The 12,088-nt window shown below is 71.4% G+C and carries 11 protein-coding genes and 2 pseudogenes; 3 read left to right on the forward strand and 10 right to left on the reverse strand.

The genetic code is table 11. From position 1 onward, the window contains the following. Position 1: 1 nt before the first annotated feature. From SCAB_RS15020 to SCAB_RS15045, 6 genes are all read right to left on the reverse strand, one after another. Positions 2-2,863, reverse strand: coding sequence for a SpoIIE family protein phosphatase (locus tag SCAB_RS15020; RefSeq protein ID WP_374195336.1), 2,862 nt, complete (start codon positions 2,861-2,863; stop codon positions 2-4). A 344-nt stretch (positions 2,864-3,207) separates the two neighbouring features. Next, positions 3,208-3,615, reverse strand: coding sequence for an ATP-binding protein (locus tag SCAB_RS15025; protein ID WP_013000930.1), 408 nt, complete (start codon positions 3,613-3,615; stop codon positions 3,208-3,210). A 303-nt stretch (positions 3,616-3,918) separates the two neighbouring features. Next, positions 3,919-4,323, reverse strand: coding sequence for a (deoxy)nucleoside triphosphate pyrophosphohydrolase (locus tag SCAB_RS15030; protein ID WP_013000931.1), 405 nt, complete (start codon positions 4,321-4,323; stop codon positions 3,919-3,921). A gap of 43 nt (positions 4,324-4,366) precedes the next feature. Continuing rightward, complete coding sequence (locus tag SCAB_RS15035) at positions 4,367-4,573, reverse strand: SPOR domain-containing protein (RefSeq protein WP_013000932.1); 207 nt, start codon at positions 4,571-4,573, stop codon at positions 4,367-4,369. Positions 4,574-4,943: 370 nt separating this feature from the next. Beyond that, a complete protein-coding gene (locus SCAB_RS15040; RefSeq protein WP_013000933.1) occupies positions 4,944-5,696 on the reverse strand; it encodes a GntR family transcriptional regulator in 753 nt (250 codons plus the stop codon). A 147-nt stretch (positions 5,697-5,843) separates the two neighbouring features. After that, positions 5,844-7,046, reverse strand: coding sequence for a DUF4190 domain-containing protein (locus tag SCAB_RS15045; protein WP_013000934.1), 1,203 nt, complete (start codon positions 7,044-7,046; stop codon positions 5,844-5,846). A 292-nt stretch (positions 7,047-7,338) separates the two neighbouring features. On the opposite strand from SCAB_RS15045, the gene SCAB_RS15050 reads away from it, so the two are divergent. Then, a complete protein-coding gene (locus SCAB_RS15050) occupies positions 7,339-8,448 on the forward strand; it encodes a threonine synthase (protein ID WP_041669228.1) in 1,110 nt (369 codons plus the stop codon). On the opposite strand, the gene SCAB_RS47745 is transcribed toward SCAB_RS15050, so the two are convergent. Further along, positions 8,442-8,615, reverse strand: coding sequence for a hypothetical protein (locus SCAB_RS47745; RefSeq protein ID WP_013000936.1), 174 nt, complete (start codon positions 8,613-8,615; stop codon positions 8,442-8,444). The two genes, SCAB_RS15050 and SCAB_RS47745, sit on opposite strands and share 7 nt — an antisense overlap. Positions 8,616-8,747: 132 nt before the next feature. Here SCAB_RS47745 and SCAB_RS15055 point away from each other — a divergent pair, with 132 nt between their 5' ends. Together SCAB_RS15055 and SCAB_RS15060 are read left to right on the forward strand one after the other, a co-directional pair. Then, the gene (locus tag SCAB_RS15055; RefSeq protein WP_037728435.1) at positions 8,748-9,128 is read left to right on the forward strand and encodes a CPCC family cysteine-rich protein; all 381 of its coding nucleotides are present in this window, start codon (positions 8,748-8,750) and stop codon (positions 9,126-9,128) included. 241 nt (positions 9,129-9,369) lie between these two features. Then, positions 9,370-9,999: a DUF6000 family protein gene (locus tag SCAB_RS15060; protein ID WP_013000938.1), complete on the forward strand. Its 630-nt coding sequence runs from the start codon at positions 9,370-9,372 to the stop codon at positions 9,997-9,999. A 179-nt stretch (positions 10,000-10,178) separates the two neighbouring features. Here the strand turns inward: SCAB_RS15060 and SCAB_RS15065 are convergent. The 3 genes and pseudogenes from SCAB_RS15065 to SCAB_RS49400 all read right to left on the reverse strand — a co-directional run. Next, a pseudogene (locus tag SCAB_RS15065) lies at positions 10,179-10,358 on the reverse strand (helix-turn-helix domain-containing protein); the annotation flags it as partial. 218 nt (positions 10,359-10,576) lie between these two features. Then, positions 10,577-11,764 (reverse strand): thaxtomin biosynthesis cytochrome P450 TxtC, encoded by a 1,188-nt coding sequence (gene txtC / locus SCAB_RS15070; protein WP_010350601.1) that lies wholly within the window; start codon positions 11,762-11,764, stop codon positions 10,577-10,579. A 62-nt stretch (positions 11,765-11,826) separates the two neighbouring features. Further along, a pseudogene (locus tag SCAB_RS49400) lies at positions 11,827-11,904 on the reverse strand (BBE domain-containing protein); the annotation flags it as partial. Positions 11,905-12,088: the final 184 nt, after the last annotated feature.

Consider the following 12,088-nt stretch of genomic DNA (forward strand, 5'->3'; position numbering starts at 1 on the left):
CCTAGAACAGGCTCAGCAGCGCCTCCGCCGGATCGGTCAGCCCGTGCTCCCCGCCCGGCAGCGGCAGTTCGAACCACACGGTCTTCCCGCGGGGCGTACGGCGGGACCCCCACGCGGCGGACAGCAGGCCGACGAGTTGCAGCCCGCGCCCTCCCTCGTCGGTGTCACGGGCCCGGCGCCGCCGGGGCTGCACCAGCCCCGCGTCCCACACCTCGCAGACCAGCGTCCGGTCGAGGAGGAGCCGCAGCCGTATCTCCCCCTCGCCGTACCGCAGCGCGTTGGTCACCAGCTCGCTGACCAGCAGCTCCGCCGTGTCGATGAGGGGTTCGAGGTCCCAGGCCTGCAGCCGGCCGCGGGCGTACTCGCGGGCGCGGCCCACGCTGCGCGGCTCACGCGGCAGGGTCCAGTCGCCGACCGAGTCCTCCGGCAGCCCCTGGACACGGGCCATCAGCAGCGCGATGTCGTCCTCGCCGTGGTGGGTGTCGAGGGTGTTGAGGACGTGGTCGCAGACGTCCTCCAGCGACCGGGGCGTGTCGGCGCGCAGCGAGGTGGGCGGCTGGTCGGGGTCCGTGAGCGCACCGACGAACGCCTGGAGGCCCTCGTCGAGGGGATGGTGGCGGGATTCGACCAGTCCATCCGTGTAGAGCGCCAACAGTGCGCCTTCGGGTAGTTCGACCTCCACCTCCTCGAACGGCTCGCCCCCGACGCCCAGCGGCATGCCGGGCGGCACGTCGAGCATCAGCGCGCTCTCGCCGGGTTCGACCAGGACCGGTGGCAGATGCCCCGCGTTGGCGAAGGTGCAGCGGCGGGTCACCGAGTCGTAGACGGCGTAGACGCAGGTGGCGAGGTAGACCTCGGAGAGGTCCTTGTCGCTGGGGCGGCCGGCGGAGGTACGGGAGGCCGACTGGCCGCCGCCGGGGGTGCCGAGGCCACGGGCGATCTCGTCGAGTGCCGAGAGGACCTCGGCGGGTTCGAGGTCCAGCAGGGCCAGCGTGCGCACAGCCGTACGAAGTTCACCCATCGCCACCGCGGCCCGCAGTCCGCGGCCCATCACGTCGCCGACGACGAGGGCCGTGCGGTGCCCGGGGAGTTCGATGACGTCGAACCAGTCCCCGCCGACCTCGGTGGCCGCGTTGCCCGGCAGATAACGGCAGGCGATGTCGAGCCCTGATGCCTCGGGGTCGCCCGGCGGCAGCAGGGAGCGCTGCAGGATGAGGGCGCGCTCGTGCTCACGGCGGTAGAGGCGCGCGTTGTCGATACAGACGGCGGCGCGCGCCGCCAGTTCGACGGCCAGGCCACGGTCGCGTTCGCCGAACGGCTCGCTGCCCTTCGTACGGGAGAACTGCACGAGTCCGACGACGGTGTCGTGCGCCACCATCGGCACGGCGAGCGTCGACTGGATGAGGTTGCCCTCCTCCGGCACCTCCTGCGGGCGGGCGGTGCGCAGGGCGTCCGCGCAGGGCGAGTTGAACGGGTAGTGGTGGACCGCGCCCACCCGTACGGGGGCGGGGCCGCCGACGAAGGGCGCGTCGGAGACGGCGCTGGCGAAGGCGACCCGGCGCAGTTCGGCGCTGCCGTCGGCGAGTCCGGGCGGGGTCTCGTCGCCCGCCAGGAGGCCCTGGTAGAGGTCGACGGCGGCCAGGTCGCAGAAGCCGGGGACGACGACGTCGAGGAGTTCGCGGGCCGTCGTCTCCAGGTCGAGGGAGTTGCCGATGCGTGAGCCGGCGTCGTTGAGGAGGGCGAGGTTGCGCCGGGCGGCCGCGGCCTCGCGGGCGGCGGAGCGACGGGCGGTGATGTCCGTGCCGAGCCAGGCGATGCCGATGGGGCGGCCGGTGCCGCTGTGGACGCGGTAGAGGTTGATGGACCAGTGGCGGCGCTCGTCGGAGCCGGGCACGAAGCCCGTGATGTGCATGTCGGTGATGGAGTCGCCGGTCTCGAGGACACGGCGCAGGGTGGCCTCGACCCGTTCGGCCTCCGGGGACTGCAGATAGTCGTGGACGCCCCGGCCGCGGTGGTCGTCGACGTCGCCGCCGTAGATGGAGGCGAATCGGTGGTTGGCGCGCCTCACCTGAAGATCGGTGTCTATCAGCAGGAAACCGAACGGCGATTGGCCGAAAATCGCCTGCGAGGCGGCAAGGTCGGTCTCTATCCGGCGCAGGGTCCGGACGTCCACGACGATGCACACGGCGGCCCGTTCACCGCCCTCGACGGTGGTGGGCATCACATAGACCTCGGCGAGCCCCTCCGTTCCGTCGGGACCCGGCACCCGGAAGGGGACCACGCCGGTCCACTCCCGGCCGTCGAGGACCTCGGCCATTTTCCGCTGGCCCTCTTCGCGCCGGTCGGGGTCGATGAACGCCTCGATGGGATCCATCCCCACGGCCCGCTCGGCGGATATGCCGAACAACTGCTCGGCGCGCAGGCTCCACTGGTCGACGAGCCCGTCGGGTCCGATCGAGAACGAGGCGACCTTGATGTAGTCGTAGATGGAACCCGGCGCGCTGGTCTGCCACATCGAGTCCCCGGTGCCGTGACCACCCATGACACCCGCGCCGGCCTCGGCCCCACCGGACCCTCCGGTGTCACCGATCCGAGTCCCGGACGGTCGGTCCGCACCCGCGCGTTCCCCGGACGGCCGCCTCTCCGGCCCACGATTCCCGGCCACGCGGCCCTGAGGACCGGCGTCCGCTTCGTCGCGTCCGGGCCCGGCGTCGCGCGAGGCTCCGCCCAGGCCGGAATCCTCTGCGGCCTCGGGCCTCGCGCGGTCCGACGGATTCCGGGAACCCGTGGACTTCGTGGCCTTCGCTGGTATCTCGCTCACGCGAACCGTCCCCTCCAGCTCACCGCGTCCGGCTTCGGTCACCAGGGGCGGCTGCCCGCAGTATCCAGCACTACGGCGCCGCGCAACACGGTGTTCACGATCACAGCACGGTCCCGATCGTTTTTGGACCGGCCGGAACATAGTCCCAAGTCTTCTAACCAGGCGGTGCCCTATCGAATCAAAGACTCCAGCCAGCCCTACTGGCCGGAACCAGTCGGTCGCACGCGCGCCCCGGGGAGCCGCCCCTCCCCCGGACCGTACGCCGTGGACTCCCGTCGTGCACCGGGTTCTTCACTCCGTACATCGATGTACACCGATGCACACCGCCACGCACCGCCACGCACCGCCGCACACCGCCGCACCCCGCCGCACACCGACCGGGCCGCTCAGCCGGGAACCGCGAGTTCGAACCAGACCGTCTTGCCCGCTTCCCCGGGGCGGGTACCCCACGCCCTCGACGAACAGGCCACCAGCCGCAGTCCCCGGCCGCTCTCGTCGTCGACGTCGGCGGCGCGTTCGCGGGGCGGATCGGGCAGTGGATCGGACACCTCGACCAGGAGGGCGCCCGAGGGGCCGGCGGGACGCACGAGCCGCACCCCGATGGGTCCCGTCGCGTGCCGCAGCGCGTTGGTCACCAACTCGCTCACCAACAGGACGGTGATGTCCCCGAGCGCGTCGAGATCCCAGGCGTGCAACTGCCTCCGCACCACCGCGCGAGCGTCGCGCACCGCTCCCGGTTCCGCGGGAAAGGTCCACTCGGCGCAGCCGTCTCCGCTGTCGATCACGCCGATCACTTCCCAGTCCAGAAGCAGGCCCTGTCCGGTTTCATGGGGTTAAGGGGCACATACCCGATATCCCTCCCGAAGTACCGCGCACGAGGGCGCACTGTGGCACGAACGGCGTAGGGAGCACACCCACGACGGGCCCGCGAGAAGCGCGGAGCACCCGGCGACCGGCCGCCCTGGACCCGCAGCCACGATACTCACCGACGGGGAGGGGCACCCAGGATCCGGGCGACGGCCCTGTCAGAAACGGGCCGACACGGGCGGCGAGGGGCCGCGCGGCTCACGGAAGGCGGCGCGGCCGGGGCCGATCGCTCAGCCTCCGTCGCCCCAGGCCACCCGCGCCACCTCCATCACGGCCGGCACGTCCTGGTCCAGCCAGTCGACGTCCCACACCTCGTCCAGGGTCAGCCAGCGCAGTTCGTCGTGGTCCTCCAGCGGGCGGGGCTCGCCGGACAGCAGATGCGCGATCCAGACCCGCAGCACGTACCCCGGCCGTACCGTCCATTCGCCGGGCACCCGCTCGGCGGACTTCGCCTCGACGCCCAGTTCCTCACGCAGCTCACGTACGAGCGCCTGCTCGGGCGACTCGCCGGGCTCCACCTTGCCGCCCGGCAGTTCCCAACGTCCGGCCAGCTCAGGCGGTGCGTTGCGGCGTGCGGCGAGCAGTCGCCCGTCACTCAGCAGCGCGGCTCCCACCACCACGATCGGTTCGGTCATGCGCGGAGCCTACGGGAGCGGACACGGGGGCCGGGGTGGTGAATCAGTTGCTCCCGCCGTGCCCGTTCTGGGCCTGGCCGTTCTGCCCGATACGTTCGACCCAGTAGAGCTGCTTGTGGCCGCGGCTGTCGAGACTGTCCGCGATCTGCTGGGCCTCGGCACGCGTCGCATACCTGCCCACCCGGTAGCGATTGCCGTTGTCGTCCTGTCGTACGACGAGCCAGGGAAGCGTGATCGTGCCGTCGTTCATCGACCCCCACCGCTCCTTCCCGCCCCGGCCCGCCCAGGTCCCGCCCCCGGATGCCGCCGCGCCCCGTCACCTAAGGAAACCGCAATCCGCATATGCCCGAGCGTACGCCTAACCTTCACGCAGCGAATCTGTCTTTTCACAAAGAGGTACGCAACCAGCCAAGGCGAGGCAGTCGCACCCCGTCGAACGCGCCGTCGATCACCACTCGCGCGCCCCCCAGCGCTCCGACGAGCAGCGGCCCCGTGCCGTTCGCGTCAAACGGGCCGGTACCGGGCGTCTTCGGGACCCGGCGGCAAGAACGACCGAATTCGAACTACGTTCGGACGGCGCCCCCGCGGGTCCGGCGGGCCCAACTTCCCACCCACAGGCGTCACTTCACCGGCAGGTGATACGCGACCTGGTAGCGGTCCGCCGGGACCACCACGTCCGCCGTCTCCACCGGACGGCCGGAGGCGAAGTAGGTGCGCTGGACGACCAGGACGACATGCCCGGGCACCCCTCCGAGGGCGAGCAACTCCTCGGCGAGGCCGGGACGGGCGCCGACCTCCTCGGTGACGTTGTCGACGACGACGTCGATCGCCGCCATGCGCTCGACGACCCCCATCCCTCCGAGGGGGCCCTCCTCGGGCAGCATCACGGGTGTGCGGCCCGTGAGGGCGAGGGGCTCCCAGGAGGTGGAGAGCATCATGGTCTCCCCCGCGTCCCGGAACGTGTACCGCGTGCACATCACGCGGTCGCCGACCGGGATCGCGAGCCGCTCGGCGATCGTCCGGCCCGCCTCGACCTGCTCACTGCGCGACTCCCAGGTGCCACGCGCCGCGTGGTCGGCCTGCTCCTGCCGGAAGGGCGTGGCGCCGCCCGCGGGCCGGAAACCGGAGCGGGCGACCCGGCGCGGCACCGGCCGCTCGCGCACATACGTCCCCGACCCGGAGCGGCCCTCCACGAGCCCCTCCGCCATGAGCACCTTCCGGGCCTCCAGCGCCACGGTGTCCGACACGCCGTACTCCTGGCGGATACGGGCCTGGGAGGGAAGGCGGGTGTGCGGCGGCAGCGATCCGTTCACGATCTTCCTGCGGAGATCACCCGCGACACGCAAATAGGCCGGCTGCTCACCGAAAGTCACTGGCCACTCCCATCAGGTTGCACAGACAGCAACAGCGTGGCAACCGTGGGTTCGACCATGCAAGCAAAGGCCAGAGAATCACTCGATGTGATGACATGTGTGCAGCGAGGGCGCTGTGCAGGCCTTTCCTCCCCACACTGAGGGGCGTCACACCTGTGCGTCGGCCCTGCCCTCGCCGTCGCCCCTGTCGGCGCCCTCGCCGTCGTACACCGGCGGCTCGGTGGCCAGCCCCAGAGCCTCGCGGGCGGTGACCACCTTCGAGCCGTCGGTCAGCCGGTACGCCTTGTCCCAGTGGTCGGTGAACTCGTCGGCGTCCCTCGCCCTCTTCGCCGCCTCCCACTGCCCGCGGGCCCGGTCCAGGACCTCGGCGTAGTCGGTGACCGCGTGCGCGGCCCCCGGCTCCCAGTCGTGGGCGCGCAAGGCCGTGGTCTGCCGCTTCAGGGCGCGGACCACCTGCGACGCCCACGCCTTGTGCCCCGCCAGGTCGTCCTCGACGTACTCCGTGTCGGGCACGCCGTCGAAGGCGTCGTCCAGGATCGCGCCGGCCTTCAGGAAGGCGAGCTGGTCGTCGTCGAGGGTCGTCTCGTCCTGCCGCAGCGAGCCGGTGAGGCTGCCCTCGGGATCCGTGTTGCCGAACATGCAGGTGATCTCGCGGTCGCCGTACCGCCAGCTCTGCCGGGTCGGCGTGAAGTAGTAGACATCGACGTCGGCCGGATACGCCCAGGGGTCCCTCACATAGGACTCCGAGCGGGCGTAGCACCGGTCGTCGGCGGCCTCCGCGACCGCGTCGTCGCCCGGGTAGGGGCCGTCCGGCAGCGAGAAACCGGCGAACACCTCGGCGTCGTGCTCCCCGTCGCACGACACGACGTCGACGTCGGCCGTGTAGCCCTCCAGAGTGCCGGTCGGCGTGTCGAAGCACTCGCCCGTGGCCACCGAGAAGGTGCCGCCGACACCGCTCGCCGCTTCGCGCAGGCCGTCCCACGCCTCGCGCGCGCCGCCCGTGGTGAACGCGAGCGTCATCAGCAGCGCGCCGATCGTCGAGAGCACGGTTCCGGCCACCGCCATGCCCTTGCCGCGCTCCCCCTTCCTGCGGATCTGCACCAGCGCGGCAACGCCCAGGAGCAGCCCGACGCCCGGCAGGAAGCACAGCACCCCGAGCACGAGTGCGGCGATCGCGAGCCCGTTGACGGGCGGGGCGGGCGGCGCCGCCGGGTACGCCCGCCCCCATGCCTGACCCCACGCCTGCCCCGGGCCCCTGGGAGGCACCGGGGACGCGTACGGCTGACCCGGCGGCGGGAACGGGCCACCGCCCTGCGGTGGCCGGGGGCCGAGGGGCGGGGGTGTGGCCACGGGTACCGGTGCTCCTTGCGCCGAGCGGGTGGGAACTGACGTACGACTTGGCGCATGGTAAGCGGCCGACGGGGGTGGGCGGTACGGAGGGCCGGGGCGGTACGGAGGGCCGGGGCGGTACGGAGGGCCGGGGCCGTCCGGAGGGCCGGGGCCGTCCGGAGGCGGTATCGCGGGGGCGGGGCGGCCCGTGGGAGGCGGGTGCCCGTCGGGTGAGCGCCTCCGGCCCGCACCACCATGACGCACCGTCACCGATCGTCCCGGCCGCCCCGGCCGACGCCACTACCCTTCGCCCATGACCCCTCTGCCGGATCGCTTCTGCCCGACGGACGGCACACGCGTCCCCGCCGCCTCCCTCGCCTGGTGCTGCCCGGCCTGCCGCGGCCCCCTGGATCTGGACTTCGCCCCCACACCCGCACCGCTCAAGTCGCTGGCCGGGCGCGTGAACTCGCTCTGGCGCTACGCGGAATGCCTCCCCCTGGCCTCCCCCACGGTCTCCCTCGGCGAGGGCCGGACGCCGCTCGTCGAGCTGAAGGACGGCATCCGGGCCAAGCTCGACTTCCTGATGCCGACGCTCTCCTTCAAGGACCGGGGCGCGGTACTCCTCGCCGAACTGGCACTGCGGCTCGGCCCCCGGCGGGTGATCGCCGACAGCAGCGGCAACGCGGGCACGGCGGTGGCCGCGTACTGCGCCCGGGCCGCGCTGCCCTGCACGGTGTACGTCCCGGCCGGCACGTCGGACAAGAAGCTGGAGCAGATCGGGGCGCACGGCGCGCAGGTCCACCTCGTCGACGGCGGCCGCGAGGCCGCGGCCCGCGCGGCCCGGGAGGCGGCGGACGCGGACGGCGTGTTCTACGCCTCGCACGTCTACAACCCGTACTTCCTGCACGGCACCAAGACGTACGTCCACGAACTGTGGGAGGACCTCGGCGGCAGACTCCCCGAGGTGATCGTCGTCCCCGTCGGCAACGGCACGCTGCTGCTGGGCGCGGCCCTCGCCGTGACCGAGCTGCACGCGGCGGGCCTCATCGACCGCCGCCCGGCCCTCTGCGCCGTGCAGTCGGCCGCCGTCGCGCCGCTGGCCCACGCCTGGACGGAGGGCGCGGACGACCTGGTCGGGAACACCACCACGGCTCCCACCCTCGCCGAGGGCATCGCCATCCCCCGCCCGCCCCGCGCCCGCCAGATCCTCCGCGCCGTCCGCGACTCCGGCGGCACCTTCCTCACCGTGACCGAGGACCAGCTCCGCCACGCCCAGCGCGACCTGGCCTCCCGCGGCCTGTACGTCGAGTCCACGGGCGTGGCCTGCTGGGCGGCCGTACGGGAGGGGACGCTGGGGTCACGCTCGGCGGTGGTGCCGCTGTGCGGCGCCGGGCTGAAGACGGGCCTGGCGGGGGGTCAGTAGGCCGCGTACAGCATCAGCGCGAGGAGCCCCGCGCCGACCGCCGCGAGCAGCATGTTGCTCCGCTTGTGGCCGGCCCACAGCAGGAGCGCGCCCGCGGCGACCGCCAGCACACGGAACTCACCGTTGAACACCACGAGCACGCCAAGTATCGCCAGTGCCACCCACATGGGGTCCCCTCCCGGCCCGGACCAACTCCCTGAGAAAGAACTGCCCGCCCGGGGAGATCGACACCCCCGGCCCGCGCCGCAGAGCGGCGAAATCCCTGGCACCCCGGCGGGGCCTTGGACAAGACTGCGCAGGTGAGCGACTCCTGCCCTTGCCCGTGCTGCGGGCACCGCGTACTCGGCGCGATGCCCGGCTCGTACGAGATCTGCCCCGTCTGCTTCTGGGAGGACGACGAGGTCCAGTTCCGCTGGCCGACCATGAGCGGTGGCGCGAACAAGGTCTCCCTGATCGAGGCCCAGCGGAACTACCAGGACTTCGGCGCCTGCGACCAGCACGGCCGACAGTACGTCCGCCCGCCGCTCGCGGACGAGCCGCTCGACCCCGCCTGGCGCCCCATCGACCTGACGCGCGACTCCTTCGAGGACTGGGACGCCGAGGACCGGGCCCCGTGGCCCGACGACCGCTCGGTGCTCTGCTGGTGGCTCCCCGCTTTCTGGCGCCGGGACCACCCATGACCACCCACATGGGGCGACTCATCCAGCAACTCGACGACGCGACCGGCCCGTCGTACGACGCCCGCGCAGAACTGCAGCGAGCCGGAATACATCTCGACCCACTTCACGGAGGTCGAGCACCTGGTCGAAGAGTCCGGCACCTGGTCCCTGCTCGAAGCCTCCGAAGCCCCCGCCGACGACAACATCCTCGTCGCCCCCCACCTGGATCGACCGTACCGGCGTGTACCCGGAAAGGTGACCGATGCCGTCCCAGCACCCCGAGGAAGTCGGCTACGGCCACGTGGTCGAGAGCTATGTGACGAGGATGTACGGCGGCCTCCCGCGCTGTCTCGTCCTGAACGGCGGACGGTTCCTGGGCCCCCGGTGGTGGCACACCACACGCTTTACCCGGCACCTGATCGCTGACGCCTCCGCGATCAACGACGAGGAGCTGGAAGCCCTCCTCGGGTACGAATGGCGCTCGCGTCTCACCGCAGGCTGGCTGATCGGCGTCGACCGCCGCGAACGGTTCCGAGCACGTATCGGCGACCTGCTCCTGGCCGGCGAGGTCTGCTATTCCGGCAGCGCCTACTGCTTCGCCCTGGCCCGCTTCGGCACACCCGTCGACGCTGAGATCCTCACCGCCTACCTCGACCGCTATCTCCCCCGGACCGACCTCCACTACGACCAGCCCGCCGCCCTGGGCGCCCTCCTCCGCCTCGACGCCCGCCTCGGCACCCACCACGCCGACAGCTTCACGGTGCCCGACGGCCTCTGGGACGAGTGGGCCAAGGGCGTGGGACGCCTCGGCTACTCCAACCACACCCCCGCCGAACAGCGCCGCTGGACAGACCTCCAGTGCGACTTCGCCAACGGCTGGCGACGCCAGTAGGTCGCGGCGGACCACAAAGGCCGCCCGACCCACTTCGCCGCAGGTCAGACGGCCTTTCGTCGAACGTATTAGACGTTGAAGCGGAACGTTAACAGTAAGGCTCTCACCTGCGTAAACGGGGTTCTGAGAGATTCCAGTCAGCACAGAATCAGCACGGCCCCCCGAGGACCGTCTTCTACCTCGACGGCGTCGACCACCGAGCCCTTGGCCGGACGCTCGCACTTCGGCGGCCGGTCGCTGGCCAATGCCCGCTTGACCGTGTTCTTCGAGATGCCCAGATGCCTCGCGATCGCCCGGACCTGCATCTGCTCGGCCCGGTGCAGCCTGCGAATCTCCGCCCAGTCCTCCACGCAGATCACCCTCTCCCTCCTGACCTCAGATCAAGATCAGGTTCGGGCGAAGATCACCAAGTGGGTCACTGTCGGCCCTCCGTGGCCCTGGCACTGATAGTGATCCAGAACCAGGATTCGAGCGACGCCGAGAGGCGGGCGCGCCGGTATGACCGCCCGCTGCGCTGCTCCCTCGGCCGACGCGTCGTAGGCACGTGACACTGGTGCTCGCCTCGCGGCAGGCCCGGTCACCAGGTCATGGGCAGCTCATGGATGCCGTAGGTGGCCATGTCGTGCCGGAACGGCAGGTCTTCCAGAGCGCAGGCGAGCCGCATGCCGGGCAGCCGTCGGATCACCGCGGGAATGGCCTCCTGGAGTTCGACTCGGGCCAGTGCCTGGCCGACGCACTGGTGGGGTCCGTAACCGAAGCCGACATGGGGCACGGACGGGCGGTCGAAGTCGAGTTCGTCCGGGTTCGGGAAGACACTCTCGTCCCGGTTGGCCAGGGGGAGCGCCGCCACCACCATCTGGCCGGCCCGCACCGTGACGCCGCCCACCTCGACGTCCTCGGTGGCGATCCTGCCCAGTCCGAGCTGCGAGACGGTGTGATAGCGCAGCAACTCCTCGACGAGCAGGGGTATCCGCTCCGGGTGTTCGTGGACGACGGAGAACTTCTCCGGCTGCAGTGCATAACTCACCAAGGACAGCGAGATGGTGCTGGCCGTCGTGTCGTAGCCCCCGACGATGAGCATGAGGATCACGCCGATGGTCTCGTGGAAGGTGAGCTGCTTCTCCTGGTACGGGCCCGTCACCAGGCGCCGGATCAGGCTGTCCTCGGGCAGTTCGGAGGGGTCCTGGACGAGCCCGCCGATGTACTCGCCGAGTGTCCGGAACACCTCGGCACCTTCGTCCTCGCTCCCCACCGCCGAGACCACGCCCTTGACGCATCGGGTGAGCAACGCGCGGTCCTCGGCCGGAATCCCCAGCAGCCGGAAGACGGTCGCGGACGCGACCGGTACGGCGAAGGCCTCGAGCATGTCCTGGGGAGGCGCGGTCTCGGCGAGCCCGTCGAGCACACCCTGGACGATCTCGCGGATCGCGGGGCGCAGCAGCTCGATGTGCTTGGGCAGGAACTCGCGTGCGATGGTGCCTCGCAGGCGCCGGTGATCAGGATTGTCGGTGCGTACGAACGGCGGTGCCGCGGCCTGCGACTGGAGCGTCGGAGTGAGTTCGGTGAAGTTGGGTCGGCGCGAGTCCGAGCTGAACCGCCTGTCCTGCAGCACGGTCCGCACATCCTCATACCCGGAGAACACGTGCGCCGGCGTGCCGTTCCACAGACCGACCTTCGCCACCGGGCAGGACTTGGCCTCCGGGTAGATGTGATAGGGCTCCAACGGCGAGTTCGCCGGGTCGACCTGGGTGGCCGGAGATTCCATGGTGTCGTTTCCTTTCCAAGACCGCAGGCCTGGGCCGTGCGGCGTCGTGACGGCGTCTCGCGTCATACCGCCTGGTCGAAACTGAAGAAGCGGTCCGGGTCACAGGCCGCCTTGACCCGGGAGAGCCGGGCGGCGTTGTCGCGGTAGTACTCACGTCAGTCCTGCAGGTCCGGCTCGGTGAATCCGCCGTAGGTGCCGTGCGACGCGGTCGGCTGCCCAACAAGTACTGCGCGTCCAGGTGCCAGGACGCCGTCGCGGCCGGGTCGACGCGGCCATCACACGCTCGTGACCGCTGCGCCCGCCGTCCGTGAACACGCCGAGGAC

The sequence above is a fragment of the Streptomyces scabiei 87.22 genome (genome assembly GCF_000091305.1).
Classification (GTDB): domain Bacteria; phylum Actinomycetota; class Actinomycetes; order Streptomycetales; family Streptomycetaceae; genus Streptomyces; species Streptomyces scabiei.

What these genes read in the sequence shown, in the direction of transcription:
- SCAB_RS15060 (WP_013000938.1), top strand. Translation starts at nt 9,370, where the DNA reads ATGCCGTCCCAGCACCCCGAGGAAGTCGGCTACGGCCACGTGGTCGAG.
- SCAB_RS15050 (WP_041669228.1), top strand. Translation starts at nt 7,339, where the DNA reads ATGACCCCTCTGCCGGATCGCTTCTGCCCGACGGACGGCACACGCGTC.
- SCAB_RS47745 (WP_013000936.1), bottom strand. Translation starts at nt 8,615, where the DNA reads ATGTGGGTGGCACTGGCGATACTTGGCGTGCTCGTGGTGTTCAACGGT.
- SCAB_RS15030 (WP_013000931.1), bottom strand. Translation starts at nt 4,323, where the DNA reads ATGACCGAACCGATCGTGGTGGTGGGAGCCGCGCTGCTGAGTGACGGG.
- SCAB_RS15035 (WP_013000932.1), bottom strand. Translation starts at nt 4,573, where the DNA reads ATGAACGACGGCACGATCACGCTTCCCTGGCTCGTCGTACGACAGGAC.
- txtC (WP_010350601.1), bottom strand. Translation starts at nt 11,764, where the DNA reads ATGGAATCTCCGGCCACCCAGGTCGACCCGGCGAACTCGCCGTTGGAG.